The sequence below is a fragment of the Ruegeria meonggei genome (assembly GCF_900172215.1).
In the GTDB taxonomy this organism is placed as follows: Bacteria; Pseudomonadota; Alphaproteobacteria; order Rhodobacterales; family Rhodobacteraceae; genus Ruegeria; species Ruegeria meonggei.
Window position 1 is genome coordinate 65,770 of sequence record NZ_FWFP01000013.1, and the last position, 24,954, is coordinate 90,723.

The following is a 24,954-nucleotide window of genomic DNA, read 5'->3' on the forward strand; positions in this document are numbered from 1 at the left end:
TTGGTATGAAAATTTAACCAAATCGACGAAAGCGCCCCAAAATGCCCGTCATCACAACCATAGAAGATCTCCGCCGCATCTATGAACGCCGCGTTCCGAGGATGTTTTACGATTACGCAGAAAGCGGCAGCTGGACAGAGCAGACCTTTCGCGAGAACAGCTCAGACTTTGAAGATATCAGGCTGCGCCAACGGGTTGCCGTCGATATGTCCGGGCGCTCGACCGCATCGCAGATGATCGGACAAGAGGTCGCGATGCCGGTCGCCCTGGCACCTGTCGGGTTGACCGGGATGCAACATGCGGACGGAGAGATGAAGGCCGCCAAAGCCGCCGAGGATTTCGGTGTACCCTTTACATTGTCGACCATGTCGATCAACTCGATCGAAGACGTGGCGGAACACACCAACAAACCATTCTGGTTCCAGCTCTATACAATGAAGGATCAGGATTACGTAAGCCGTCTGATCCAACGGGCGAAAGACGCTAAATGTTCGGCCCTCGTGATCACGCTGGACCTGCAAGTACTTGGGCAGCGGCACAAGGACCTGAAGAACGGATTGTCCGCCCCACCAAAGCTGACCGCAAAAACCATCGCAAACCTGATGACCAAATGGTCCTGGGGCCTTGAGATGCTGGGCGCGAAGCGCCGGGAATTCGGTAACATCGTTGGCCATGTCGAAGGTATTTCTGATGCGTCATCGCTGGGGGCATGGACGGCAGAACAATTCGACCCCAGCCTGGATTGGCATAAGGTCGAAAAATTGATGGAACAGTGGGGCGGCAAGGTCATCCTGAAAGGGATACTAGACGCTGAAGATGCCAAAATGGCGGCTAAACTGGGCGCGGATGCTATTGTGGTTTCAAATCATGGCGGCCGCCAACTGGACGGCGCACTCAGCTCAATTCGGATGTTGCCACAAATCATGGACGCCGTGGGCAATGATGTTGAGGTCCATCTCGACAGCGGCATTCGTTCTGGTCAGGACGTGCTGAAAGCGTTGGCTCTTGGCGCCAAAGGCACCTTTATCGGCCGTGCATTCGTGTACGGTCTTGGTGCCATGGGTCAAAATGGCGTCACGACGGCATTGAACGTCATCCGCACAGAGCTGGACACCACAATGGCCTTGTGCGGCGAACGTCACGTCCAGGATCTGGGACGTCACAACGTGCTAGTGCCCCAAGATTTTGGCGGATGTTGGCAGACCTGATCGGCCGCTGTCTGAACCGACCTCGGTATAGGGGCTCTGCCCCCGACGCCTACGGCACCTCCCCCGGGGATACTTGTAGCCAGATGAACAAGGGATACCAGCTTCATCTGGCTAAAAATATCCCGGAGCGCGAGGCAGAGCCTCGCTGAAAAATAATCCTGCGGCAGGCCTTTCCAAATCCAGTGAATCAAGCTAAGGACGCGGCTTCACGCGGGTATACAGCCTTGGAGGATGCCCGCCCTAACATTGGAGAATTATCATGGCTGGAGAGATTCCTGATCTCGTAGCTCTGGAACGGACGGGGACAGGCAAGGGCGCCGCTCGTCAGGCACGCCGCGATGGCATGGTTCCGGGCATTGTTTTTGGTGGCGACAAAGAACCGCTGCCGATTCAGATCCCGTTTAACGTCCTGTTCAAGCGCCTGAAAGCAGGCCGGTTCAAGTCGACCCTGTGGAACCTGAAGGTTGAAGGCCACGATGACGTCCGTGTCATCTGCCGCGACGTTCAGCGTGACGTTGTCAAAGACCTGCCGACCCACCTGGACCTGATGCGTCTGCGTCGGACCACCAAAATCGCGCTGTTCATTCCCGTTGATTTCATCAACGAAGAAGAGGCACCCGGTATCAAGAAGGGTGGCGTTCTGACCGTTGTCCGCCCGGAAGTCGAACTGTTGTGCACCGCCGGCGACATCCCCGAGAAGATCACCGTTGATCTGACCGGCATGGAAATCAATGACGTTGTGACCATCTCGTCGGTTGATCTGCCGGGTGGCACCAAGCCGACCATCGACCGTGATTTCGTTATTGCGAACATCTCGGCCCCGACCGGTCTTGCGTCGGACGACGACGAAGATGACGAAGAAGTGGCCGTTGACGAGGTTGAAGTCGTTGGTCAGGAAGAAGCAGAAGAATAAATCCAGACCCAGTTTTCTGGATTGCGAAACGGGGCCCCTGTGGTCCCGTTTTTCTTTGTGCACAGAGGGTGGAAACCCAAGTACAAACCATGCGATCAAGCAGATGTACATTTCTCGCTTGAGATAGGGACGTAGCAATGAAGTTGTTTGTCGGATTGGGAAACCCGGGTTCAAAATACGCCCGCAATCGGCACAATATCGGCTTTATGGCTGTAGACCGGATTGCCGATGACCACGGGTTTGGTCCCTGGAAGTCCAAGTTTCAGGCAGAAATCGCCGAAGGGCGTCTGGGGCATGAAAAGGTTCTGCTCATCAAACCGCAAACCTTCATGAACCGCTCGGGCCAGACAGTGGGCGAGGCGATGCGTTTTTATAAATTGGAGCCAACCGAAGTAACGGTGTTCCATGACGAGCTGGATCTTGCCCCCGGCAAGGTGCGGGTCAAGGCGGGCGGCGGGCTTGCGGGCCATAACGGTTTGCGCTCGATCCACGAACACATCAGCCCGACCTATGACAGGGTGCGCCTTGGGATCGGACATCCGGGCCGAAAAGAAATGGTCTCACCCTATGTACTGGGTGACTTTTCCAAAGCTGATGCAGACTGGCTGGATGATGTCCTGCGAGGCGTCTCGGATGGCGCAGGTCATCTCGCCGACGGCGAAGGTGGCAAGTTCATGAATGCGGTTGCGCTGCGCACGGTCCCGCCGCGGTCGTCGAAATCACCTGCGGAGGCACCCAAAACCGCGCCAAAACCAGCGCCGCATTCTGAACCTGACGACCGCTCAGCGATGCAGAAACTGATGGACAAATTCAGGTAGAGCCAGATCTCTTGCCGTAACGTCCCATTTGCCCAATGGCACCGGGCACGGTCCAATACGATACGCAAATGGGAGGCGACATATGAAAACTTTGTTGAAGTGGGTGCTGCGCATCCTGCTGATGCTGGTGCTGGCCGCAGTTGTTGTGGGTATTTGGAAACGAGAAGAAATTCAGCGCCTAGTGGCCGTGAATTCCCTGTTTGCCGAAGACAAGATCGTTCACAACTTTTCCCATATGAATGAGGCCTTCAAAACCGTGGACCTGCCACGCGGCAAAGGGCCGACATCAGAGCTTGGCTATGGCACTGGCTTTGACCTGCCGGAAGGCACCGATACTTGGATCGAAGACCGCTCGGTGACCTCGTTATTGGTTATGCAAGGCGGTCAGATCCGGTTCGAGGAATACTATCTGGGCACAACAGCCGAAGACCGGCGGATATCTTGGTCTGTCGCCAAAAGCTATTTGTCCGCCCTTTTCGGTATCCTGTTGGCCGAAGGTTCAATCGATTCACTGGACGATCCGGTGGTGAAATACGCGCCCAAACTGGAAGGCTCGGCCTATGAAGGCGTGACGATCCGCAACGTGTTGAACATGGCCAGCGGCGTGACCTTTGATGAGGACTACCTGGACTACAACTCGGACATCAACCGGATGGGTCGTGTTGTGGCCTTGGGCGGAGAACTGGACAATTTCGCAGCCTCGCTGCAGGACAGTTTCACCGCGCCGGGCGAGACCTGGCAGTATGTCTCAATCGACACGCATGTTGTCGGCATGGTAGTGCGCGGCGCAACCGGCCGCAGCGTTGCCGAGCTGTTGAGCGAGAAGATATTGCAGCCGCTTGGGTTGGAACATGACGGCTATTACGTCACCGACGGTGCAGGCGTAGCCTTTGTTTTAGGCGGGTTGAACTTCACCACCCGCGACTATGCCCGATTCGGCCAGTTGATCCTGCAAAACGGCACTTACGATGGCCAGCAACTGGTGCCTGCGGACTGGATTGCCGAGTCCGTCTGGCCCAGCGCACCGACCGCATCCGGCAAGATCGGCTATGGATACCAGTGGTGGATTCCTGTTGGCGCGCATGAGGGTGAATTTCTGGCGCGCGGTGTGTATGGTCAGTACATCTATTTTGATCAACCCCGCGATATGCTGATTGTTGCGACTGGGGCAGATCGCAGGTTTCGCGATCCCGGCGTAAACGACGCAAACATCGAGATGTTCCGCAAGATCGCCCAAAGCCTGTAAGGTGAAGCCATGCAGAAACAGGACAGCATCAACGTATTGGGGGGCGCTCTGGCCCCATGTTCGCGCGATCCGCTGACCGGGTTCTTTCGGGATGGGGCCTGCAACACCTGCCCCGAGGATCAGGGCAGTCACACGGTCTGTGCGGTGATGACGGCCGAATTCCTGGCCTTCTCAAAATACGTAGGCAATGATCTGAGCAGCCCGCACCCAGATTTCAACTTTCCGGGGCTAAAGCCCGGGGACAGCTGGTGCCTGTGCGCTGCACGGTTCCTTCAGGCCCATGACGAAGGGTGCGCCCCCAAAGTGCATCTGGAAGCGACCCATCAACGTGCACTGGAAGTGGTGCCGTTGCGCCTGCTGAAAGACCACGCGACCCAAAACTAGTCGAACCGGCCCAGGCTTTCCCGGGCCCGTCGTATTTTGGGCTCAATCGATGCTGCGACCTTCGGTATCCGACATGTCGAAGTTCAGATATTTGGCCACGGTCTGCACATCCTTGTCACCGCGCCCGCACATGTTCATGCAGATCAGGTGATCTTCGGGCAAATCTGGCGCGATCTTCATGACGTGAGCCAATGCGTGGCAGGGCTCCAGCGCCGGGATGATGCCCTCGGTTGCGCAGCACAGCTGGAACGCCTCCAGCGCCTCTTTGTCGGTGATCGAGACATATTGTGCGCGGCCTATTTCATGCAACCACGAGTGTTCTGGCCCGATACCCGGGTAATCCAGTCCAGCCGAGATCGAATAACCTTCCAGAATCTGCCCGTCGTCATCCTGCAGCAGATAGGTCCGGTTACCGTGCAGCACGCCAGGACGTCCACCGGTCAGAGACGCGCAATGTTCCATCTTTTCATTCACTCCCTTGCCACCCGCCTCGACGCCGATGATATTGACGTCCTTGTCGTCCAGAAACGGATAAAACAGACCCATCGCGTTCGAGCCACCGCCAATGGCGGCGATAAGCGTGTCGGGCAAACGGCCCTCGGCTTTGTGCATCTGTTCCTTGGCTTCTTTGCCGATGATCGACTGGAAATCGCGCACCATCGCCGGGTAAGGATGCGGACCCGCCACCGTGCCAATGCAGTAGAACGTGTCGTTCACATTTGTCACCCAGTCGCGCAAGGCATCGTTCATGGCGTCTTTCAAGGTGCCGCGGCCAGATGTCACCGGAATGACCTCGGCTCCAAGCAGACGCATGCGGAACACATTGGGGGCCTGCCGCTGTACGTCATGCGCGCCCATGTAAACCACGCATTTTAGGCCGAACTTTGCACAGACGGTGGCGGTTGCCACGCCGTGCTGCCCTGCCCCGGTTTCGGCGATGATCCGGGTTTTGCCCATGCGCCGCGCCAGAATGATCTGGCCCAGCACGTTGTTGATCTTATGCGCGCCGGTATGGTTCAGCTCATCCCGTTTCAGGTAAATCTTCGCGCCGCCCAGATGCTGGGTCAAACGTTCCGCATAATACAGCGGCGAAGGGCGACCAACATAGTTGGTCCACAGATCTTCCATCTCGGCCCAGAAGGTCGGATCGTCCTTGGCCTTCTCGTATTCCTCTTCCAGCGCCAGGATCAGCGGCATCAGAGTTTCGCTGACAAACCGCCCGCCGAAGATGCCAAAACGGCCCTGTTCATCGGGACCGGACATGAAGGAATTGAAAAGATCGTTGGCCATGGGTGTCTCCCTCGTCGTTCCCGTTGTTCATAGGAGGTGACGACGGGTTTTGCCATGGCAAAACGCGCCTTTTGTCCCGCCTAAGGGCTATCGCACCGCGTCAATGAAGGCCCGCATCAGCGCGGCATCCTTGACCCCCGGTGCGCTTTCCACGCCCGAGGCCACATCGACTTGCTGAGCACCTGTCATCCGGATCGCCTCGGCCACGTTTTTGGGGTTCAACCCACCGGCCAGCATCCAGGGTTTGCGCCAATACTTACGCCCCGCCAGCAAACGCCAATCAAATGCCAACCCGTTCCCTCCCGGCAAAACCGCGGTCTTGGGGGCCTTAGCGTCGATCAAAAGCTGGTCGGCCACTTCGCTGTAAGTATCAATGGCGGCGAGATCTTCAGTGTCGGCCACGCCGATCACTTTCATCACCGGCAAGCCGTACCGTTCTTTAACGTCGCGCACCCGGTCTACCGGTTCGGATCCGTGCAATTGCAACATATCGAAAGGTGCCGCCTGCGTGATGCTGTCCAACAGATCATCCGAGGCGTTTACAACAAGGGCCACCTTTGCCACTCCGACGGGAACATGCGCCATCAGTTCCGCCGCCTGCTGGGGCGTGACATAGCGGGGCGATTTGGGAAAGAAGTTAAACCCAAGGTACCGCGCACCTGCGTCGGTTGCTGCGCGCACGTGATCCGGCGCGGTCAGGCCGCAGATTTTTACAGAAACATCCGGCATTAAAGGGCCTCAGCTTGCCTCGTCCAGAAGCGCCAGCACTTCGTCCTGGTCTTGATTCTGCTTTTTCTTAAGCTTCTTGACCTCGCGCTCAAGCTTGCGCACTTCGCTGGTCTTGGCAGAGGCGTCGCGGCGATGTTTGTGCTCGCGCAGCCATTCCCACAGGAAGCCGATGATCAGGCCAGCGACGACACCGCCCAGCACGACAACAAACAACGGCAGGGACGTGCTGAGGTTAAAGCCAACAAGTTCGGCAAAGGCGTCCGGCATCAGCTTAAGCTCAACCGATTCCCGGTTGGCCAGAGAGATGGAGATAAGAACGATCCCGAGGACCGCCAGAAAAGCATATCGAAGGTAACGCATCATAGCCTAGGCTTTACCGTTCAAACGATCCCTTAGCAACTTGCCAGTCTTGAAAAACGGAACACATTTTTCTTCGACCTGCACGGTCTCACCGGTTCTGGGGTTGCGGCCCACGCGCGCGTCGCGCTGTTTAACGGAAAAAGCCCCAAAGCCACGCAGTTCGACACGGTCGCCGCGTGCCATCGCATCCGTTACTTCTTCGAACACAGTATTCACGATCCGCTCGACGTCTCGCTGATAGAGATGCGGGTTTTCGTCGGCAATTTTCTGAATCAGTTCTGAACGGATCATGAGTATTTCCCTCCCAGGCGACCGGTTTACCATGTCTATTACTTTGGACAGTATAGGAAAAAAGCCGGTTCGGGGGAACGTAAACTCTTTAGGCAAAGCGGTCATTTTGCGGGTAAGTAACGCAATTTTTCGCTTGTTCGCCCAAATTCCTCGCCTCAAGCGCGAACGACCGCCGGAATAAGCCTAAAAATCGGAACATATTGATTCGCAACAAAAACGGCCCCGCGCGGTCACGCGGGGCCGAAAAACCGGCTAAGGCTGAGGCCCGAGCTTAGTCGCCGGATTTCAGCGCTGCACCCAGGATATCGCCCAGCGATGCGCCCGAGTCGGAAGAACCGTACTGTTCCACGGCCTCTTTCTCTTCGGCGATCTCACGTGCCTTGATCGACAGACCCAGACGGCGGGTTTTGCTGTCGACATTGGTGACGCGGACGTCGACCTTGTTACCGACCGAGAAACGCTCGGGGCGCTGTTCGGCACGGTCACGCGACAGGTCAGAGCGGCGGATGAAGGACTTCATGCCTTCGTATTCCACTTCGATGCCGCCATCTTCGATCGCGGTGACCTCAACGGTGATGATCGAGCCACGCTTCACGCCGCCCACGGCTTCGGCGAACTTGTCACCGCCCAGGGCTTTGATCGACAGCGAGATACGCTCTTTCTCGACATCAACTTCAGACACAACGGCCTGTACCACGTCGTTCTTGTGGTAGTTCTGGATGGCATCCTCGCCACGCTCGTCCCAGGACAGGTCGCTGAGGTGAACCATGCCGTCGATGTCGCCTTCGAGGCCAATGAACAGACCGAATTCGGTGATGTTCTTGACTTCGCCTTCGACTTCGGTGCCCTCGGGGTGTGTTTCTGCAAACACTTCCCATGGGTTGCGCTGAGTCTGCTTCAGGCCCAGAGACACGCGGCGCTTGGCACCATCGATTTCCAGAACCATGACGTCGACTTCCTGGCTGGTCGAAACGATCTTGCCGGGGTGGACGTTTTTCTTGGTCCACGACATCTCGGACACGTGCACCAGACCTTCGACACCGGCTTCCAGCTCGACGAACGCGCCGTAATCAGTGATGTTGGTGACGCGACCCTGATGAACCGAGCTCAGCGGGTATTTGGCCGCAACCAGATCCCACGGATCGTCCTGCAGCTGCTTCATGCCAAGGCTGATACGGTGGGTCTCTTTGTTGATCTTGATGACCTGAACGTTGATTGTCTCGCCGATCGTCAGGATTTCGGATGGGTGGTTCACACGACGCCACGCCATATCGGTGACGTGCAGCAGGCCATCTACGCCGCCCAGATCAACAAACGCACCGTATTCGGTGATGTTCTTGACCACGCCTTCAACGGTCTGACCTTCGGTCAGGTTGCCGATAACTTCGGCACGCTGTTCGGCACGCGATTCTTCAAGGATTGCACGGCGCGAAACAACGATGTTGCCACGGCGGCGGTCCATTTTCAGAATCTGGAACGGCTGCTTTAGACCCATCAACGGGCCCGCGTCGCGCACGGGGCGGACGTCGACTTGCGAACCAGGCAAGAACGCAACTGCGCCACCGAGATCGACAGTGAAGCCACCTTTGACACGACCAAAGATTGCGCCTTCGACGCGCTGGTCGTCTGCGTATGCTTTTTCCAGACGGTCCCATGCCTCTTCACGGCGGGCCATCTCACGAGAGATGACAGCTTCGCCGCGGGCGTTTTCTGCGGCGCGCAGGTAAACTTCTACCTCGTCACCAACAGCGATTTCAGGGGCTTCGCCGGGATTTGCGAATTCTTTCAGATCAACGCGGCCTTCCATTTTGTAGCCGACGTCGATGATGGCCTGGCCCGCTTCGACTGCGAGAACCTTGCCTTTGACAACAGAACCCTCTTCGGGCGTGTCCATTTCGAAGCTTTCGTTCAGGAGGGCTTCGAATTCCTCCATGGTTGTATCAGCCATCTGGCAGTGTTTTCCTTTACATAACGTTTTTACTGGCCGAGCGGTTGTCTCCGCCGGTCTTAATAGATTGGTCAGGCGAACTGACTTAGTGCACAAAACAAAGAGGGCCGGTTGGTTCCGACCCTGCTCGTCTCATTGTTTTATGGCTCAAATCGCCTTGTCGACGCGCGCTCTATAGCGGCTTGGCGGGTGTCTCGCAAGTCGAAAGCGGTTCCGCGCCAGCAGACCAAACAATCTTGCCGCGTTCACATTCCACTGATCCCGGCTCTTCCCTGTTGCACCTACCCGTTTATTGCGGCACCCCACCGGCAACACTTATCGACCCAGCGACCGGAGCTTTAGTCGAACCATGGAAGAATTTGACCTCATTGTCGCGCAGCAACCCCAATGGGTTCAGATTTGGTTGAACATCCTGATGTTTGGCGCCTTTGTTCTGCCCATCACACTGGTTATCTGGCGACAAACGCGTCTGACGGCATTGATCACAGTCGTAGGCAGCTTGCTCGGTGCAGTTGGGGTGATACTGATCTTCTCGCAGATGGGATATGTCCGTCTGATGGGTCTGGGACATGCAGTGGCCTGGACGCCGCTGGCCTATTACCTGTGGCGGCAACAAGGGCGTTCCGACATACCGACCCCGCCAAAGTGGATCATACGCGTTGTACTGCTGACACTCGTGGTTTCGCTGGTGTTCGATTATGTCGATGTCATCCGGTATCTGCTGGGGGATCGGGCGGCGGTGCCAGTTCCTGTGTGACCGCGGGTATCAGATCTCTTCGCCTTTTTTCAGCAGTTCATCGATCAAATCACGCTGCAAATTCTCGCTGTCGCCGCCACCATATTGCTGCGCGCCACCAGAATAGAGCGAGCCGTAGGTTTTCGCGATATTGACTGTCTGCGCCAACCCCGAAATCAGTTGATCTTTTTCCAGCGACGACAAGGGGTGGATGAACGCGGCCCACAGCATCCCATTGGCAATCGCATAGCGGGCGTCCAGGGTGCTGTCGAAATTGGCTTGCATCATGCGTTGCATGTCTTCGGAGGTCAGACCTTCAGCGCTGCGGATGGGGACCATGGCGCGCATCCGGTCCGCATTGGAATCGATGACCACCAAAACCAGCTCATCCGACACAGTCATCTGAAAACCGGGGCCATGCGGCTGTGCATCGGGGTCCAGCGCAAATAGGATATTGCCCAGACGCTCGTAGTCCATGCGCGGCTCGCTCTCCTGTGCTGTCAGGCTTCCGGCCAAAAATATCAGCATTAGGGCTAGTCGGATCATGGTCTCTCTCCTGCGGGCAATTTCCTAACCATAGGAACCTGCCTGCGCACTGACCAAACAAAGCTTAGTGAAGAGCCTTTCCTGCACGCTCACTTCTTTGAACGATCTGCAAGGTTTGCTGGCCTTGCTGCGATAGCGCGTTCAAAACCCACGCCCTAACTTTGTTTCAGCGGATGGAAAATCAACCAACCCGCCCCTGAACACAAAAGGAAAATGCAATGAAATCCCTTATCCTGACGACTCTGATTGCCACCCTGCCGCTGATCGCGGCCCCGGCCTTTGCAGCCGATGAGATCAACGTTTCAAACGGTATCTCGGCCGCGGGCGCGCCGTTGGCCGCGCATGGTGTCGATCTGGTTGCGCTGGTCAATGATGGCAATCCGGTCGAAGGTTTTGCCTCCAACTCCGCAACATTTGACGGTGCCTCTTACTATTTCACCACCGCCGCAAACCGTGAAGCATTCGAGGCAAACCCTGCCGCCTATCTGCCACAACATGGCGGGTTCTGTTCGTTCGGTGTGTCGGTCGGTAAGAAATTTGACGGCGATCCGGACCAGTATCTGGTTGCAGATGGAAAGCTGTATCTGTTCCTGAGTGCTGAAACGCGCGCCGCATTCCTGAAAGATGTACCCGCCACATCGAAAACGGCTGACGATCAATGGGGAAACATCAAAAGCATCGCTGTCAGCGAGCTTTAAGCCAGTGGCCCGCGGCGTTAACCCGTCGCGGGCCGTTTCTGCTCGACCAAGGCCACAGCCTGAGCGAGGGCCGCCTCGATGCTTAACTCTGAGGTATCCAGCAATATGGCATCCTCCGCAGGCTTCATCGGCGCGGTGCTGCGTTCGGCATCCCGCGCATCGCGCTCGCGGACATCTGCCAACACCTGGTCGCGAGTGACATCCGCACCCTTTGCATTCAGTTCCAAATAGCGCCGCTCTGCGCGAACTTCGGCACTGGCAGTAACGAACAGTTTGACCTCGGCCCGAGGGCAAATAACTGTCCCGATGTCTCGTCCGTCCAGAACCGCGCCACCTGGGCGACGGGCAAAGGCGCGTTGGAAACCCACCAGCGCAGTACGCACATCCGGAATAACAGCAACTTTCGAGGCCGCCTGTGCGATCTGAGCTGTGCGCAAATCGCCCTGCTCCAGTTCTTCAGCAGTCAGAGCCCTGGCCGAGGCTACAGGCTCCATTCCGTCCAGCGTACGACGGCCAACCGCGCGATACAGCAGCCCTGTGTCCAGATGAGCGAAACCGAAATGCGCAGCGACCCCTTTGGAAATCGTCCCCTTACCGGCCGCTGCAGGCCCGTCGATGGCGACCGTAAAGCTCATGTGCGCGCGACCTTGGCACCCAGTGATGACATCAGGGGCTCAAAGATCGGGAAAGAGGTTGCAATCGGGCTACCATCATCGACCGAGACCGGGGATTGGGCGCCCATTCCCATGACCATGAAGGACATGGCGATGCGGTGATCCAGAAAGCTCTCGCAGGTGCCGCCGCCGGGGATGTTGCCGATGCCCAGGCCTTCGACCGACCACCAGTCTTCGCCCTCATCCACGGTGACGCCATTGGCGCGCAACCCTCGGGCCATTGCATCGATTCGGTCGCTTTCCTTCACGCGCAGCTCTTTCACGCCGCTCATCATCGTAGTGCCCGTGGCATTTGCTGCGATCACAGACAGCACCGGGTATTCGTCGATCATTGAGGCCGCGCGTTCAGAGGGCACATTGATGCCCTTCATGTTGGGCGAATACTTTGCGCGCAGGTCGGCGACGGGCTCGCCGCCCTCTTCGCGCTCGTTTTCATAGGTCAGGTCTGCGCCCATATCGCGCAGCGTGGTAAACAACCCCGCGCGCGTAGGGTTCAGTCCGATGCCCGGAATCAACACATCTGAACCGGGCGTGATCAGCGCAGCGCAGACCGGGAAAGCCGCGCTGGACGGGTCGCGCGGCACGGCAATGACCTGTGGCTTCAACTCGGGCCGCCCGGTCAAAGTGATCACCCTGCCCTCATCCGTGTCCTCAACGGTGATTTCCGCGCCAAAGCCCGCCAGCATCCGTTCTGAATGGTCGCGGGTGGCCTCTTTCTCGATTACCACTGTCTTGCCGGGGGCGTTCAGACCGGCCAGCAACACGGCGGATTTCACTTGCGCTGACGGCACCGGCACCTCGTACCGCACAGGCACGGGTTCGGCCGCACCTACGATGGTCATCGGTAACCGCCCGCCAGAGCGGCCGACGGATTGCGTGCCAAACAGCGCCAAAGGATCAGTGACCCGCGCCATGGGGCGTTTGTTCAGGCTGGCATCGCCGGTGAACGTCGCGCTGATGGGACAGGTCGCCATCGCACCCATGATCAATCGCACGCCAGTACCCGAGTTGCCGCAATCGATCACCTGATCCGGCTCAGCAAACCCGCCGACACCGACGCCGTGCACTGTCCATTCACCATTGCCGTGGTCTGTTACTTCGGCCCCAAAGGCACGCATGGCCCTGGCAGTGTCCAGAACATCTTCGCCCTCTAGCAGACCCGAGATCTTCGTCTCACCCACAGCCATCGCACCCAGGATCAGAGACCGGTGCGAGATCGACTTGTCGCCGGGCACCTCTGCCGTGCCGGTCAGCGGGCCGCAGGGATGCGAGGTCATCGGGATGGGCGTGCCGTGTCCGGACATGGGGGCTCCTTTTTGCGCTATCAGTCTAAGGCCGATTAGCGAATTGGGGCCGTTTGGTCCAGCCGCAATCAGCCCTTGCGGCGGAAGGTCAGGTAATGCGGCGTGCGCCCTTCGCGCAGGGCTTTCTGTTCGTAGCGGGTGGAAATCCAATCCTCCCACGGCTCGCGCCAGTCTGCAGGGCGCTCAGCCAGCCATTCGAACCCGGCGCGCGGCACTTCCTCCAGCGTTTGGCGGACATAGTCGGGGATGTCGGTCGCCACGCGGAAAATCGACCCCGGTTTCAGGGCCCGGGCCAGAGGTTCCAGGTGTTCAGGCGTCACAAACCGGCGGCGATGGTGCCGGGTTTTGGGCCAGGGATCGGGATAGAGCAGAAAGGCACGTGAAATGCTGGCTTCGGGCAAGACATCGAAAAGATCGCGCGCGTCACCGGGATGCACGGCAAGGTTTTCGACCCCGGCCCGACGGATTTTGCCCAGCAACATGGCAACACCGTTGATGTAGGGCTCTGCCCCGATGATACCGATACCGGGATTGTTTGCGGCCTGATGCACCAGATGTTCACCACCGCCAAACCCAACCTCAAGCCAGACATCCTTGCCACCAAACAACGCCTTTAGGTCCAGCGGAGTGCGTTCGGGGTTCACATCCCAGTCCACAGCGCCCGGCGATAGGGCGTCAAGGTCTTCGCTGAGATACGTCTTTTGACTGGGCTTCAGGGTCTTGCCCTTGAAGCGGCCATAGAAGTTTCTGCGCGGGCGTTTTGGGGTCTGGGTGCTCATGGGCGTGCCCATACTGCGCGGGCTGCGGCGTTGCAAGCCTTGCGACGCCTTGCACCGAAACGAATAAGCGCGCCTGGTGCGGCGCGCTTGGGTTTGTTTCAGCTCAGACTGTTTTTTTCAGCGCATCCGCCAGGTCGGTACGCTCCCAGCTGAAACCGCCATCTGCCTCGGGCTGTCGTCCAAAATGGCCGTAGGCCGCGGTACGCTGGTAGATCGGCTTGTTCAGTTCCAGGTGCTGACGGATGCCGCGAGGTGTCAGGTCCATCACCTGATCCACAGCTTTTTCAATCAGCGCGTCATCGATCTGGCCGGTTCCATGCGTATCGGCGTAAATTGACAGCGGCTTTGAGACACCAATCGCATAGCTCAGCTGGATGGTGCAGCGTTCGGCCATGCCAGCAGCGACCACGTTCTTGGCCAGGTAGCGCGCGGCGTAAGCGGCCGAGCGGTCCACCTTGGTCGGGTCCTTGCCCGAAAACGCGCCGCCACCATGCGGCGCAGCCCCGCCATAGGTATCAACGATGATCTTGCGTCCGGTCAGACCTGCATCACCGTCCGGTCCGCCAATCACGAATTTGCCGGTGGGGTTCACGTGCCATTCGGTATTCGCTGTCAACCAGCCCTCGGGCAGGGTCTCGCGAATGTACGGTTCAACGATAGCGCGGATATCGTCCGAGCTGAGCGCGGCATCCAGGTGCTGAGTCGACAACACGATTGAGCTGACGCCAACCGGCATGCCATCACGGTAAATCACCGACAGCTGAGATTTTGCATCCGGGCCCAGAGCCGGTTCAGTCCCGTTTTTACGCACCTCGGCCAACCGCCGCAGAACCGCGTGGGAATACTGGATCGGCGCCGGCATCAATGCTGGTGTTTCCGTGGTCGCATAACCGAACATGATGCCCTGGTCGCCAGCGCCTTCGTCTTTCTCGCCGGCTGCGTCGACACCCTGCGCGATATGCGCGGATTGTTCGTGCAGCAGGTTGGTCACCTCGACGGTCTGGTGATGGAACTTGTCCTGTTCATAACCGATATCTTTGATACAGGCGCGGGCGATCTCATCGATGCGGCCCATATAGTCGTGCAGCTTGTCCTGATCCGACAGGCCCACCTCACCACCAATGACAACCCGATTGGTTGTGGCAAAAGTTTCACAAGCCACGCGCGCCTCTGGCTCTTCGTTCAAAAGCGCATCAAGGACGGCATCGGAAATCCGGTCGCAAACCTTATCCGGGTGCCCTTCGGATACGGACTCCGAAGTGAATGTGTAGTTCTGTCGGGACATGAAAGTGCTCCATTAAGATTTCCCCGTCACGCCAGGAAGCCGTTGTGACAAGCATGTGAGGGGATACGCCCACACAAAGACAGGGTCAATCCGTTATTGTGTTTGCCCCCGTGCAGCGTTGCGCCAGAGCAGCGTAAGCAGCACCAAAAGCGCAAAAATCACCGGATTATCGCCCAAGCGTGAATAAAAAGTTGGTGCCATGGGTGCTGGCAGTTCCGCGTCGACATACCCCGCCTGTCCCAGTGCCAGCGCGTCTGTAATACGTCCCAGCGGATCAATCATTGCCGACACGCCGGTATTAGCCGAGCGCATCATCGGCAGCCCTTGTTCAATCGCCCGCATCTGGGCCTGCGCCAGATGCTGATACGGGCCGGATCGCGTACCGAACCAAGCATCATTGGTGATCTGCAACAGAAAATCCGCCCGGCCCGGTGCGGACAGAACATCTTGTGTAAACACCGCCTCGTAGCAGATCAGTGGCAGCGCCTTGCCCAGTTTACCCGCATCCATCAGGGCAGCACCGGGACCCGCGCTGAACCCGTGACCAGTGATTGCCGCCATACCGTAAATGCCGAACTTCGCCATCACATCGCCAAACGGCACGTACTCTCCAAACGGGGCCAGATGGTGTTTGTCATACAGACCCTGCTGCTGGCCGTCCTCATTCAGATAGATCATCGAGTTGTAAATGCGCGGGCCGTCGCCACGCTGGATGCCCAGAAAGACCGGCGTTCCCTGCGCCGCCTTGGCGACGACATCCAGATAAGGCTGCGCGCTGCCCAACCACGCGGGTACCGACGTTTCAGGCCAAACAATCAAATCCGGCCTGGGCCGTGCTGCTGTGAGTTCAATCTGACGCGCAAAAAAGAGCGGCGCGAATTCGGGATCCCATTTCTGATGCTGCGGAGCATTGGGTTGGATCAGACGCACAACATTGCCGGTGGCAGTGACCTCGGGCCGCGTCGCGGCGTATCCGGCGACCAGACAGACAGCCCCCAACGTCAGGCCAAGCGGCAGGGCAAACCCGCCGCGCTGTGTCAGCGCCGCGCCCAAAGGCAGGGTTGCAAGCAAGGTCAACGTGCCCAGACCATAAGGTCCGAACAACGAAAGCAACTGTGCGACCGGCGTATCGACCCAGACCTGTGCCATCCCGGCCCACGGGAACCCCGTTAGCACATAACCGCGGGCGCATTCCGTCAATGAAATGGCGATGGCCAGAAACGTTGTCTGTTGAACGGCTCTGGCACCGGGACGCCGCGCGACCCAAAATGCCAGCGCCCAGAACAAGCCCAATCCACCCGCCATAAGGACAAGCGCAAAGGGCGCCATCCACGCGTGGCGCTCTGCGTCTACAAGGAACGGCTCGATGATCCAGCTGAGGGCATTGGCGAAATATCCGGTCGCAAAAGCCCAACCCAGCCAGGCCGCCCGAATCCGCGTTTCAGTGGACAGAAAAAGCGGTGCCAACAGCACCAGCGCTAGCAGCGTCGCCATCCAGAGGCCAAATGGCGCAAGACCAAAGGCCGCAAGCGCGCCCAGCAGGACCGCCAGTATAAGTCTCAGCCACAGGGGCCAGCCTTGTGCAGGGTTCATCCAACAAGGTCCGGCAACATCACGCGCAATCGCTTGATCCGCCGCGCATCTGCGTCGATCACCTCAAACTCAGGGCCCTCGGGATGCAACACGACCTCACCCCGCGCCGGAACGCGGCCTGATAGCATGAAGACCAGACCACCCAGAGTATCAATCTCTTCTTCGTCCACATCTTCATGACTGGTCAGTGAACGCCCGATCTCGGCCTCAAATTCGTCCAGCGGGACGCGGGCCTGAACGACATAGCAGCCGGGTTTCTCATGCACCCAAAGCTGGTCTTCATCTGCGTCATGCTCATCCGCGATTTCGCCCACGACCTGCTCAATCAGGTCTTCAATCGTCAGCAGCCCGTCGACACCGCCATATTCGTCAATCACCAACGCCATGTGGCGACGTTCGGTCTGCATCTTGGTCATCAGAATGCCAATCGGCATCGAAGGCGGCACGAACAACAACGTGCGCAGCATCGATACCAGATCGAATTCCTTGGACGTCCCGTTGAATCCATGGGTCAAGGCAAAATCCTTGAGGTGCACAAACCCAAGCGGAGTATCGAGCGTCCCTTCATAAACCGGTATCCGGGACAGGCCGCTATCACGAAACACCTGCGCCAATTCGTCTTTGGTGATGGTTGAAGGAACCGAGATAATCTCGGCCGTTGGGATGGCGACATCTTCAACCCGCATCCGGCGCAAGTTGATCATACCGCGCGGCTGAACTGTGTCAGCCTCGTGCCCATTGGCCGTGCCAACCTCTGCGTCGCTTTGTGGTGAAAGCGCGTCCACTATCCGAGAAAAAAATCCGGCTTTCTCGTTAACATTGTCACCGCTGTTCTTCGGTTGCGCGCTCTGCGCCGCCATAGAACTGCCGTCTGTATCGCCCATAAACCTATCCAATTAATCGGCCTTATGGCCATCTCTACACATTATATGGGTCATCAATACCCAGTTTGCCAAGTATATTGACTTCAACAGCCTCCATCAAAGTGGCGTCAAGGTCACGAATATGGTCGTAACCCAGCAAATGTAACGTTCCGTGAATAATCAGGTGTGTCACGTGATCGTCCATGAGTTTGCCGGCCTCAGCCGCTTCGCGCGTACAAGTGTCATACGAAATAGCGATATCACCCAGTGCTATTTCTCCGGTAAAGTCCGGGGTCGGCAACTCCGGGGCCTGCCCGGCAGTTTCTGCAGCCAAATCCTCGGCTGGCCAGCTGAGCACGTTGGTGGGCGTCGGTTTTTCCCGAAACTCCGTATTCAACTCAGCGATTCGGGTGTCATCGCAGGCCAGCAAGCTGATCTCGCAAAGCTCCGCCTCCAGGTCGCAGTGATCCAGCACTGCCTGAACGGTGCGTGTCGCCAGCGCCTCAAGACCCTGCCAACGCGGATCAACAATTATCAGTTCAAGATTCATGTCACGCCGTCCAAAGCCCTGTTCGGGCTTTGACGATTACCTCGTCTCGCGGCCCGAGTCGGCCTCATACGCTTCGATGATGGCGGCGACAAGCGGGTGGCGCACGACATCTTTCGAGGTGAAATAGTTGAAACTGATATTTGGGATCGTATTCAGCAAGCGTTCAGCATCCGCTAAGCCGGACTGAACCCCACGTGGCAGGTCAACCTGAGACCGATCACCGGTAATGACCATGCGACTGCCTTCGCCCAGCCGGGTCAGAAACATCTTCATCTGCATGGTTGTAGCGTTTTGCGCCTCATCCAGAACCACAAACGCATTGGCCAGCGTGCGCCCGCGCATAAAGGCCAGCGGGGCAATTTCGATTCGCTTTTCCTCGATCAGCTTGGCCAGTTGTTTGCCCGGCAAAAAGTCGTTCAGCGCATCATAGAGCGGCTGCATATAGGGGTCGACCTTGTCCTTCATGTCACCGGGCAGATAGCCCAGCTTTTCACCCGCCTCGACGGCCGGGCGACTGAGGATGATCCGGTCAACATGACCCCCGATGAACATCGACACACCTGCCGCGACCGCCAGATAGGTCTTGCCGGTCCCGGCGGGGCCGATTCCAAAGGCCAGCTCATTATTGAACAGGGACTGGACATAGGCCTTCTGTGCATCAGTGCGCGGCTCGACCAGTTTTTTGCGGGTCTTGATCTCTACCGTCCCGCCCTTGAACATCTCTAATTGGTCGCCGTCTCGGGTACCGGTTCCTTTTTCCGCACCGCCCATCCGCAGCTCGCGGTCTACATCCGCAGCCTCGACATCGCGGCCGCCTTCAAGCCGCGTGTATAGCGACTGAAGCACCTCGATCGCCTGTTTCTGGGCGTCTTCGTCACCCATAACAACAAGCTGGTTGCCGCGCCGCACGATCTGGACGGACAGCTTCTGTTCGATATCGGTCAAGTTGCGGTCGTACTCGCCGCACAGATCAATCAATAACCGGTTGTCAGGAAATTCTACAAACGCCTCGCGCTGGGGCATTTCGTTTTGCGGTGGGGTCAGGGCACCGATGGCCAATACGTTCTCCTGTGTTGGCGTTTTCATCTTGAGCGTAGACAACAAATCTTGGTGGGCGCAAGCCACAGTTTCATTTTTTCCGTAGCGGATGGTAAAACCGCCGAGTTTTAAACCGCGCTTGCCGCAAATCCCTTGGCGTGCGGCTTTTGAGGGGTAGGTATCAAAAGGTGTAGTTCAAACCAAATCTCAATCCGCGATAGCGCGGCGTGGATTTTGTTGAAAACCCGCCGTCGAATTCAACCGTCTCCGACTCGAATTGCACATATTCATACTCGCCTGTTATGGACCAGTTTTCATTCAGCCGGTGTTCGGCCCCGATGCTTGCCGAAAACCCCGGTCGACTTCCTTCGTCCTCCAGGGACTGAACCGCAGTGCCGGACGTAATGCTGCTGGTGGTTGTGACGTCACCCTGCACATAGCCAACGGTGAGGAAATACAAAACGGTGCCGCTTTTGTTGCTAAGCCCATTGCGAAAACGCACGGACAAGACATCAGATACCTCGGACCCACCTGTTACATCCACACCGCCAATCTGAGTTGAAACTTCATCATCGAGCGAGCCAAAATCGTAACCAAGCTCAAACCCGTAGACATAGTCGCGACCACCCATGGCAGGCAAAACGCCACGCCATCCGCCGCGGATGCCACCGTAGCCACCGCTCAGGTCTACTTCCCCTATTTCAAAAAGAGACCCCGTGGATGTACGTAGACCAAACCTGTCTGTGCCCCCGGTCGCATAGCCCCCGGAAAGCCCAAGGTAAAAGGCGTTTACATCGCTGCTGAACCGTTTTGGGCTGACAACGGGCGCATCGGTGACGCCCTGATCCAGATTACCCGCGACTGTCGCGCTGGACAGGATGGAATAGACCAGCAGGGTCGAAAGGGCGACATATCTGCCCGGTCCAAAGTAACGTTTCAGGAATTTCACTCGCACCCTCCATCGTCCTAACCTGAAAACAGGTCGGCGCAGATCTTGTTTCTAACGGGCACAAAACACACGCCCCGAAAATCTGACCTTTCTCGGAACATAGTTCCAAGGCATAAATCAAGGGTTAATTTTGGAAACAAACGCCACCGACAGTATTCAGGACACACCCTAAAACAGGATCAAACCAGCGCTCCGGCCAGCGAGTTCGCACCGGACGACGTGATCCGAACGTCCTTCAGATCGCCGATTCCAACATCCGCGTCAGACACGTGTACCGAATGCAGATACTCAGACTTTCCAACCATTTGCCCCGGAAGGCGACCGGGTTTTTCAAACAGGACGCGGACTGTGCGCCCAACCATTGAATCCTGAATTTCGCGCTGATGCCGCGTGATCAGAGCTTGCAGGCGCTGTAGGCGGTCATCCGCCGCCTGAGGATCAACCTGAGACCGTTCCGCCGCAGGTGTTCCGGGCCGCGTGGAATACTTGAACGAATAGGCATAGCCGTATTTGACCTGCTCAACCAGATCCAATGTGGCCTGAAAATCCTCTTCGGTTTCTTCGGGAAACCCGACGATAAAGTCGCCCGACATCACGATATCCGGACGTGCAGCCCGGATGCGTTCGAGCAGTCGCAGATAACTTTCCGCCGTATGGCTGCGGTTCATGCGCTTTAGGATTCTGTCCGATCCTGATTGCACCGGAAGATGCAGGTAAGGCATCAGTTTTTCGCAAGTCCCATGCGCCTCTATCAGATCGTCGGCCATGTCATTGGGGTGCGAGGTGGTAAAACGAATGCGCTCCAGACCATCGACCTTGTTCAGCTCCCAGATCAGACCAGCCAGCGTCATGTCGCCGTTCGAACCTGCGCCGTGATAGGCGTTCACGTTCTGACCAAGCAGAGTGATCTCGCGCACGCCACGTTCGACCAGATCCTGTGCCTCGCGCAGGATACGGTCAGCAGGGCGGCTGACCTCGGCACCTCGGGTATAAGGCACGACACAGAAGGCACAGAACTTGTCGCAACCCTCTTGTACGGTCAGAAATGCCGTCGGGCCTCGTTTGGCCTTGGGTCGGTTCTTCAGCTTTTCGAACTTGTCCTCTTCGGGGAAATCCGTATCCAGCGCCTTGGCGCCTTCGCGCGTCTTCGCCTCCATCTCGGGCAGGCGGTGATAGCTCTGCGGCCCAACTACCAGATCGACCAGAGGCTGACGACGCATGATCTCTTCGCCCTCGGCCTGCGCGACGCAGCCGGCAACACCGATCTTGAGATCGGGTTTTTCGGCCTTCAACCCTTTGAACCGACCCAGCTCGGAATAGACTTTTTCGGCCGCTTTTTCCCGGATATGGCAGGTGTTCAGCAGAATCATATCCGCGTCATCGGGGCTTTGGGTTTCAACATAGCCCTGCCCGCCCAGCGTTTCGGCCATACGCTCGCTGTCATAGACATTCATCTGACAACCATAAGTTTTGATGTACAGCTTTTTGGGGTCTGACATGGTCATAGCCTTTGCGTTCGCGGGATCGGCGTCGTCTATACCTTACGAACGCCGCTTGCAATGCCCGCGCGATTACCCGATTTTGGCCGGAGATTCCAGCAAAGTGGAACCGGACAGGCAATGCAGTACGACTCAATTGACGATTTTCTGACCTCGGGCAAAAGCGCTCTGGCCAAGGGCCCTGTCGCGCTGATCTTTGCCGAGGACGATGTTGAGATCGCCAGCACCATCCAACACCACCTGAACCTGGGTTTCAAATCCCTGATCGCCTTCATGCCGCAGGATTTCGCGCTGAACCCCGAGCTATCGGACCGCATCCACCGCGTCGCTCTGGCCTGCGCGCCTAGAACGGTGGTGTTTGACACGGTCAACAGGCTGATCCAGGCCGCGCCCGGGCTTTGGATGTATTACTGCTATAACGCCGAATACCTGTTTTTTCCGTTTTGCGAGACCCGTACGGTCGGCGAATTGCTGGCCTTTCACACAGAAGAGCGCCGGGATGCGATGCTCAGCCATGTGGTCGATCTGTATGCGGGTGATCTGACCGACTTTCCAAACGGTGTCGCCCCGGACCACGCGATGCTGGACAGCACAGGCTACTACGCCCACACGCGCCACGACGTAGACGACCAACCAGTCGACCGTCAGTTGGATATGTCAGGTGGTTTGCGCTGGCGGTTCGAGGACCACATTCCGTACGAGCGACGGCGCATCGACCGGATCGCCCTTTTCAAGTCCCGCAAAGACCTGAAATTGCAGCCCGATCACACGTTCGATGAACCCGAGTACAATACTTATTCCTGCCCCTGGCACCACAACATGACAGCAGCAATTTGCTCATTCCGAGCGGCCAAAGCCTTGAAAAGCAACGCCGGATCGACATTCGACATCCCAACGTTTCGCTGGCGAAACTCGGTCCCGTTTCAATGGTCGTCAAGCCAATTGCTGGATCTGGGGCTGATCGAACCCGGTCAGTGGTTCTGATCCGACCGGGCCTTTGATCTAACGCTGCAACAGAACCGGAAACCAGTCTTCGCGCAGCCGCTGACCGGGGATCATGTCGTGGCCGGGAAATGGCGGAGAGGTTCGACCCGGACGTTCGACATATCGCGCATCATCGCCAACCAGACGCAGCGAAAAAGCACGGCGACGGCGGTCTGACTGGTTCCCGCGGGCTCCGTGCAGTGTGCGATAGTTGAAGGCAACCGCATCGCCTGGTTCCATTTCGAACTCCACCACTTTCATGCCCTCGGCATCTGGATCAGGGACGGGTATGTACTGGCCCTCGTCCGGGAAAAACCCATCTTCCGAGGCCCAGCGCGTTGGTAACACTTCTTTTTCCCACAGGTGGGACCCGGCAACGCAGCGTAATGTCGCCTGTTTTACAGGGTCCAGCGGTGACCAGAAACTGACCGTTTGGCGACCTTCAACAAAGTAATAAGGCCCGTCCTGGTGCCACGGCGTTGCCATCGACGTCCCCGGTTCCTTGACCAAGACGTGGTCGTGAAACATCTGCACGGTTTGTGACTGCATGAGGTCGGCCGCAACCTCAGCCGCCGGAGAGTTTTTTATCACATCCCGAAACTGATCGATCCGGTGCCAATTGCAGTAATCGTCAAAGAACAGGCCCGTCTCACCCTGCTTTTTGTTCTCGGATGCGTACGGGCCCGGCTCTGCCATATTTGCCGCAATACCGTCGCGCAGCGTGTCCACGTGATTTGCAAACAACCCTTTGATCAAAACAACACCGTCCTTCTGGTAGCTGTCGATCAAGTCCTGGGTAATCAAAGGATGCGTCATCTCTGTCTCCGTGCCCGTGGTCTGATGATCTGCGCATGATACAGCCCTCTGTTCAAATCATATCTTTCAAAGATAGACTTAACTTCATGTTATATATCTCCTTGCGCCAATACGAATATGTCTGCGCCATCGGGCAACACGGCAGCCTGTCCGCCGCCGCACAACACCTGAATGTTTCGCAACCCGCGCTGTCCAACGCGTTGACCCGGGTTGAGGATCAATTGGGCTATGCGTTGTTTGCCCGTAAACGTGGTGCGGCCATGGCGCTGACGCCGCAGGGGCGCAGCTTTATCGAAGACGCCGAGGCCCTGTTGACAAACGCCGCCCGTCTGGAAAACGCCTCTGACACGGGGTCAGTCAAAGCCCGGTTGCGCGTGGGTTGCTTTGTCGATCTGGCACCGTTTCTGCTGGCGCGTGCTCTGCGACGGTTGCGCGTCGAACTGCCTGATGTCGCGGTGTCTTACCGGGTGGACAGTTTTCAGGGGTTGATCTCGGGTCTCGTCGATGGGCAGATCGATATGGCGCTGACCTACGGGCTGAGCATGGATGCAGCTTTTACCCGGCATACATTGTTTTCCAGCACACCAAACGCCGTGATGTCGCCGGATCACGCTTTGGCCTCGCGCAGCAATGTGTCAGTGCGGGATCTGGCCGCCTACCCTCTAATCCTGTCACAAGAGGGACTTTCCGCGCAGCATGTGCTGGGGCTTTTTCGACAGATTGGTCAAAACCCAACCATCGCGCACCGGGCGGCGTCATTGGAAATTCAGCGCAGCCTTGCCGCGCATCAAGAGGGCATTGCGATAAGCTATGCTAACCCTCCGACAGAAGTCAGTTACGACGGCATGCCGTTGCGCAGCCTGCCGGTGTCGGATTCGTTTGCCGCCGAACCGGTAGTACTGGCGAGACATGGAACAGGGCCAGCTGATCCACAAACAGCGGCCGCAGAACGCGTTCTGATCGACTTAATGACGTAAGGTTACTTTTTCCGGAGGCGGATGACCACGTCGACCGACGCAATCTCAACCCCTTCCGGGGCTTCGGGCAGGCGTTGAATCACCAGTTCCTCAGACGGCGCATCACTCAGACGGCTTTCATCTTCCCAGAAGAAATGCGGATGATCATGCGTGTTGGTATCGAAATAGCTTTTCGACCCGTCCACAGTGATTTCCTGCAAAACACCCGCATCGCAGAAAGCGCGCAGAGTGTTGTAGACAGTGGCCAGCGAGACAGCGTCGCCGTTCTTTTTGGCTGCTTCAAACAGGCTTTCTGCGGTGACGTGGCGATGCAGTCCGTCCCCAACCAACAACTCGGCCAGGGCCACACGCTGACGCGTCGGGCGCAGTCTTGCTTGAACCAACCAATTTGTGGCTATGCTCTGGCTTGCAAGTGTCATGTATCCGATACCGATTTGTTGCTGAGCTATATATAAGTAGTCTGGTAAGGTAATTTC

The 24,954-nt window shown here is 57.5% G+C and carries 27 protein-coding genes and 1 riboswitch; of the genes, 9 read left to right on the forward strand and 18 right to left on the reverse strand.

Annotated features, from left to right (window positions below; all coding sequences use genetic code 11):
- The first annotated feature begins 41 nt into the window (after positions 1 to 41).
- The 5 genes from RUM8411_RS18805 to RUM8411_RS18825 all read left to right on the forward strand — a co-directional run bounded on the left by RUM8411_RS18805 (position 42) and on the right by RUM8411_RS18825 (position 4,569).
- A complete protein-coding gene (locus RUM8411_RS18805; RefSeq protein WP_085824262.1) occupies positions 42 to 1,208 on the forward strand; it encodes an alpha-hydroxy acid oxidase in 1,167 nt (388 codons plus the stop codon).
- Positions 1,209 to 1,467: 259 nt separating this feature from the next.
- Complete coding sequence (locus RUM8411_RS18810) at positions 1,468 to 2,121, forward strand: 50S ribosomal protein L25/general stress protein Ctc (RefSeq protein ID WP_085824263.1); 654 nt, start codon at positions 1,468 to 1,470, stop codon at positions 2,119 to 2,121.
- A 137-nt stretch (positions 2,122 to 2,258) separates the two neighbouring features.
- Complete coding sequence (gene pth / locus RUM8411_RS18815) at positions 2,259 to 2,939, forward strand: aminoacyl-tRNA hydrolase (protein ID WP_085824264.1); 681 nt, start codon at positions 2,259 to 2,261, stop codon at positions 2,937 to 2,939.
- 82 nt (positions 2,940 to 3,021) lie between these two features.
- A complete protein-coding gene (locus tag RUM8411_RS18820; RefSeq protein WP_085824265.1) occupies positions 3,022 to 4,185 on the forward strand; it encodes a serine hydrolase domain-containing protein in 1,164 nt (387 codons plus the stop codon).
- A gap of 9 nt (positions 4,186 to 4,194) precedes the next feature.
- Complete coding sequence (locus RUM8411_RS18825; RefSeq protein WP_085824266.1) at positions 4,195 to 4,569, forward strand: DUF2237 family protein; 375 nt, start codon at positions 4,195 to 4,197, stop codon at positions 4,567 to 4,569.
- Positions 4,570 to 4,611: 42 nt separating this feature from the next.
- Here the strand turns inward: RUM8411_RS18825 and trpB are convergent, their stop codons facing one another.
- The 5 genes from trpB to rpsA form a co-directional block, all read right to left on the reverse strand.
- Entirely contained in the window at positions 4,612 to 5,859 is a 1,248-nt protein-coding gene (gene trpB / locus RUM8411_RS18830; protein ID WP_085824267.1) for a tryptophan synthase subunit beta, read from the reverse strand.
- A gap of 87 nt (positions 5,860 to 5,946) precedes the next feature.
- Positions 5,947 to 6,588: a phosphoribosylanthranilate isomerase gene (locus tag RUM8411_RS18835; RefSeq protein ID WP_085824268.1), complete on the reverse strand. Its 642-nt coding sequence runs from the start codon at positions 6,586 to 6,588 to the stop codon at positions 5,947 to 5,949.
- A gap of 9 nt (positions 6,589 to 6,597) precedes the next feature.
- The gene (locus RUM8411_RS18840) at positions 6,598 to 6,948 is read right to left on the reverse strand and encodes a lipopolysaccharide assembly protein LapA domain-containing protein (protein WP_200818609.1); all 351 of its coding nucleotides are present in this window, start codon (positions 6,946 to 6,948) and stop codon (positions 6,598 to 6,600) included.
- A 6-nt stretch (positions 6,949 to 6,954) separates the two neighbouring features.
- The gene (ihfB, locus tag RUM8411_RS18845) at positions 6,955 to 7,239 is read right to left on the reverse strand and encodes an integration host factor subunit beta (RefSeq protein ID WP_037310872.1); all 285 of its coding nucleotides are present in this window, start codon (positions 7,237 to 7,239) and stop codon (positions 6,955 to 6,957) included.
- Positions 7,240 to 7,510: 271 nt separating this feature from the next.
- A complete protein-coding gene (rpsA, locus tag RUM8411_RS18850) occupies positions 7,511 to 9,187 on the reverse strand; it encodes a 30S ribosomal protein S1 (RefSeq protein ID WP_085824270.1) in 1,677 nt (558 codons plus the stop codon).
- A 349-nt stretch (positions 9,188 to 9,536) separates the two neighbouring features.
- Between rpsA and RUM8411_RS18855 the strand changes: the two genes are divergently transcribed.
- Positions 9,537 to 9,944: a hypothetical protein gene (locus RUM8411_RS18855; RefSeq protein WP_085824271.1), complete on the forward strand. Its 408-nt coding sequence runs from the start codon at positions 9,537 to 9,539 to the stop codon at positions 9,942 to 9,944.
- 9 nt (positions 9,945 to 9,953) lie between these two features.
- On the opposite strand, the gene RUM8411_RS18860 is transcribed toward RUM8411_RS18855, so the two are convergent.
- A complete protein-coding gene (locus RUM8411_RS18860; protein ID WP_085824272.1) occupies positions 9,954 to 10,469 on the reverse strand; it encodes a hypothetical protein in 516 nt (171 codons plus the stop codon).
- 218 nt (positions 10,470 to 10,687) lie between these two features.
- Here RUM8411_RS18860 and RUM8411_RS18865 point away from each other — a divergent pair, with 218 nt between their 5' ends.
- Positions 10,688 to 11,167: a YHS domain-containing (seleno)protein gene (locus RUM8411_RS18865; RefSeq protein WP_085824273.1), complete on the forward strand. Its 480-nt coding sequence runs from the start codon at positions 10,688 to 10,690 to the stop codon at positions 11,165 to 11,167.
- A 17-nt stretch (positions 11,168 to 11,184) separates the two neighbouring features.
- Here the strand turns inward: RUM8411_RS18865 and RUM8411_RS18870 are convergent, their stop codons facing one another.
- From RUM8411_RS18870 to miaB, 10 genes are all read right to left on the reverse strand, one after another.
- Complete coding sequence (locus RUM8411_RS18870) at positions 11,185 to 11,802, reverse strand: (d)CMP kinase (RefSeq protein ID WP_085824274.1); 618 nt, start codon at positions 11,800 to 11,802, stop codon at positions 11,185 to 11,187.
- Complete coding sequence (gene aroA, locus RUM8411_RS18875) at positions 11,799 to 13,145, reverse strand: 3-phosphoshikimate 1-carboxyvinyltransferase (protein ID WP_085824275.1); 1,347 nt, start codon at positions 13,143 to 13,145, stop codon at positions 11,799 to 11,801. Before aroA ends, RUM8411_RS18870 begins: the two co-directional genes overlap by 4 nt.
- 68 nt (positions 13,146 to 13,213) lie before the next feature.
- On the reverse strand, positions 13,214 to 13,924 hold the full coding sequence (gene trmB / locus RUM8411_RS18880; RefSeq protein WP_143534936.1) for a tRNA (guanine(46)-N(7))-methyltransferase TrmB: 711 nt from the start codon (positions 13,922 to 13,924) through the stop codon (positions 13,214 to 13,216).
- Between the two features lie 103 nt (positions 13,925 to 14,027).
- Positions 14,028 to 15,209: a methionine adenosyltransferase gene (gene metK / locus RUM8411_RS18885; protein ID WP_085824277.1), complete on the reverse strand. Its 1,182-nt coding sequence runs from the start codon at positions 15,207 to 15,209 to the stop codon at positions 14,028 to 14,030.
- Positions 15,210 to 15,214: 5 nt separating this feature from the next.
- Positions 15,215 to 15,263, reverse strand: a riboswitch (SAM-SAH riboswitch).
- A 39-nt stretch (positions 15,264 to 15,302) separates the two neighbouring features.
- Positions 15,303 to 16,802: an apolipoprotein N-acyltransferase gene (lnt, locus tag RUM8411_RS18890; RefSeq protein ID WP_085824278.1), complete on the reverse strand. Its 1,500-nt coding sequence runs from the start codon at positions 16,800 to 16,802 to the stop codon at positions 15,303 to 15,305.
- Positions 16,799 to 17,686, reverse strand: a complete 888-nt coding sequence (locus tag RUM8411_RS18895; RefSeq protein ID WP_085824279.1) for a hemolysin family protein — start codon at positions 17,684 to 17,686, stop codon at positions 16,799 to 16,801. Before RUM8411_RS18895 ends, lnt begins: the two co-directional genes overlap by 4 nt.
- Before the next feature lie 34 nt (positions 17,687 to 17,720).
- Complete coding sequence (ybeY, locus tag RUM8411_RS18900; protein WP_085824280.1) at positions 17,721 to 18,215, reverse strand: rRNA maturation RNase YbeY; 495 nt, start codon at positions 18,213 to 18,215, stop codon at positions 17,721 to 17,723.
- Positions 18,216 to 18,251: 36 nt separating this feature from the next.
- Positions 18,252 to 19,274 (reverse strand): PhoH family protein, encoded by a 1,023-nt coding sequence (locus tag RUM8411_RS18905; protein ID WP_085824281.1) that lies wholly within the window; start codon positions 19,272 to 19,274, stop codon positions 18,252 to 18,254.
- Between the two features lie 160 nt (positions 19,275 to 19,434).
- Positions 19,435 to 20,202, reverse strand: a complete 768-nt coding sequence (locus RUM8411_RS18910; protein WP_234995295.1) for an outer membrane protein — start codon at positions 20,200 to 20,202, stop codon at positions 19,435 to 19,437.
- Positions 20,203 to 20,381: 179 nt separating this feature from the next.
- Positions 20,382 to 21,701, reverse strand: a complete 1,320-nt coding sequence (gene miaB, locus RUM8411_RS18915) for a tRNA (N6-isopentenyl adenosine(37)-C2)-methylthiotransferase MiaB (protein WP_085824345.1) — start codon at positions 21,699 to 21,701, stop codon at positions 20,382 to 20,384.
- A 120-nt stretch (positions 21,702 to 21,821) separates the two neighbouring features.
- Here miaB and RUM8411_RS18920 point away from each other — a divergent pair, with 120 nt between their 5' ends.
- The gene (locus RUM8411_RS18920) at positions 21,822 to 22,685 is read left to right on the forward strand and encodes a glycosyltransferase family protein (protein ID WP_085824282.1); all 864 of its coding nucleotides are present in this window, start codon (positions 21,822 to 21,824) and stop codon (positions 22,683 to 22,685) included.
- Between the two features lie 18 nt (positions 22,686 to 22,703).
- Here the strand turns inward: RUM8411_RS18920 and RUM8411_RS18925 are convergent, their stop codons facing one another.
- Entirely contained in the window at positions 22,704 to 23,501 is a 798-nt protein-coding gene (locus tag RUM8411_RS18925; protein WP_085824283.1) for a phytanoyl-CoA dioxygenase family protein, read from the reverse strand.
- Between the two features lie 86 nt (positions 23,502 to 23,587).
- Between RUM8411_RS18925 and RUM8411_RS18930 the strand changes: the two genes are divergently transcribed.
- The gene (locus RUM8411_RS18930) at positions 23,588 to 24,478 is read left to right on the forward strand and encodes a LysR family transcriptional regulator (RefSeq protein ID WP_085824284.1); all 891 of its coding nucleotides are present in this window, start codon (positions 23,588 to 23,590) and stop codon (positions 24,476 to 24,478) included.
- Between the two features lie 2 nt (positions 24,479 to 24,480).
- Here RUM8411_RS18930 and irrA read toward each other — a convergent pair whose 3' ends face one another.
- Positions 24,481 to 24,897 (reverse strand): iron response transcriptional regulator IrrA, encoded by a 417-nt coding sequence (irrA, locus tag RUM8411_RS18935; protein ID WP_085824285.1) that lies wholly within the window; start codon positions 24,895 to 24,897, stop codon positions 24,481 to 24,483.
- Between the last annotated feature and the right edge of the window lie 57 nt (positions 24,898 to 24,954).

What these genes read in the sequence shown, in the direction of transcription:
- RUM8411_RS18805 (WP_085824262.1), top strand. Translation starts at nt 42, where the DNA reads ATGCCCGTCATCACAACCATAGAAGATCTCCGCCGCATCTATGAACGC.
- RUM8411_RS18810 (WP_085824263.1), top strand. Translation starts at nt 1,468, where the DNA reads ATGGCTGGAGAGATTCCTGATCTCGTAGCTCTGGAACGGACGGGGACA.
- pth (WP_085824264.1), top strand. Translation starts at nt 2,259, where the DNA reads ATGAAGTTGTTTGTCGGATTGGGAAACCCGGGTTCAAAATACGCCCGC.
- RUM8411_RS18820 (WP_085824265.1), top strand. Translation starts at nt 3,022, where the DNA reads ATGAAAACTTTGTTGAAGTGGGTGCTGCGCATCCTGCTGATGCTGGTG.
- RUM8411_RS18825 (WP_085824266.1), top strand. Translation starts at nt 4,195, where the DNA reads ATGCAGAAACAGGACAGCATCAACGTATTGGGGGGCGCTCTGGCCCCA.
- trpB (WP_085824267.1), bottom strand. Translation starts at nt 5,859, where the DNA reads ATGGCCAACGATCTTTTCAATTCCTTCATGTCCGGTCCCGATGAACAG.
- RUM8411_RS18835 (WP_085824268.1), bottom strand. Translation starts at nt 6,588, where the DNA reads ATGCCGGATGTTTCTGTAAAAATCTGCGGCCTGACCGCGCCGGATCAC.
- RUM8411_RS18840 (WP_200818609.1), bottom strand. Translation starts at nt 6,948, where the DNA reads ATGCGTTACCTTCGATATGCTTTTCTGGCGGTCCTCGGGATCGTTCTT.
- ihfB (WP_037310872.1), bottom strand. Translation starts at nt 7,239, where the DNA reads ATGATCCGTTCAGAACTGATTCAGAAAATTGCCGACGAAAACCCGCAT.
- rpsA (WP_085824270.1), bottom strand. Translation starts at nt 9,187, where the DNA reads ATGGCTGATACAACCATGGAGGAATTCGAAGCCCTCCTGAACGAAAGC.
- RUM8411_RS18855 (WP_085824271.1), top strand. Translation starts at nt 9,537, where the DNA reads ATGGAAGAATTTGACCTCATTGTCGCGCAGCAACCCCAATGGGTTCAG.
- RUM8411_RS18860 (WP_085824272.1), bottom strand. Translation starts at nt 10,469, where the DNA reads ATGATCCGACTAGCCCTAATGCTGATATTTTTGGCCGGAAGCCTGACA.
- RUM8411_RS18865 (WP_085824273.1), top strand. Translation starts at nt 10,688, where the DNA reads ATGAAATCCCTTATCCTGACGACTCTGATTGCCACCCTGCCGCTGATC.
- RUM8411_RS18870 (WP_085824274.1), bottom strand. Translation starts at nt 11,802, where the DNA reads ATGAGCTTTACGGTCGCCATCGACGGGCCTGCAGCGGCCGGTAAGGGG.
- aroA (WP_085824275.1), bottom strand. Translation starts at nt 13,145, where the DNA reads ATGTCCGGACACGGCACGCCCATCCCGATGACCTCGCATCCCTGCGGC.
- trmB (WP_143534936.1), bottom strand. Translation starts at nt 13,924, where the DNA reads ATGAGCACCCAGACCCCAAAACGCCCGCGCAGAAACTTCTATGGCCGC.
- metK (WP_085824277.1), bottom strand. Translation starts at nt 15,209, where the DNA reads ATGTCCCGACAGAACTACACATTCACTTCGGAGTCCGTATCCGAAGGG.
- lnt (WP_085824278.1), bottom strand. Translation starts at nt 16,802, where the DNA reads ATGAACCCTGCACAAGGCTGGCCCCTGTGGCTGAGACTTATACTGGCG.
- RUM8411_RS18895 (WP_085824279.1), bottom strand. Translation starts at nt 17,686, where the DNA reads ATGGGCGATACAGACGGCAGTTCTATGGCGGCGCAGAGCGCGCAACCG.
- ybeY (WP_085824280.1), bottom strand. Translation starts at nt 18,215, where the DNA reads ATGAATCTTGAACTGATAATTGTTGATCCGCGTTGGCAGGGTCTTGAG.
- miaB (WP_085824345.1), bottom strand. Translation starts at nt 21,701, where the DNA reads ATGTCAGACCCCAAAAAGCTGTACATCAAAACTTATGGTTGTCAGATG.
- RUM8411_RS18920 (WP_085824282.1), top strand. Translation starts at nt 21,822, where the DNA reads ATGCAGTACGACTCAATTGACGATTTTCTGACCTCGGGCAAAAGCGCT.
- RUM8411_RS18925 (WP_085824283.1), bottom strand. Translation starts at nt 23,501, where the DNA reads ATGACGCATCCTTTGATTACCCAGGACTTGATCGACAGCTACCAGAAG.
- RUM8411_RS18930 (WP_085824284.1), top strand. Translation starts at nt 23,588, where the DNA reads ATGTTATATATCTCCTTGCGCCAATACGAATATGTCTGCGCCATCGGG.
- irrA (WP_085824285.1), bottom strand. Translation starts at nt 24,897, where the DNA reads ATGACACTTGCAAGCCAGAGCATAGCCACAAATTGGTTGGTTCAAGCA.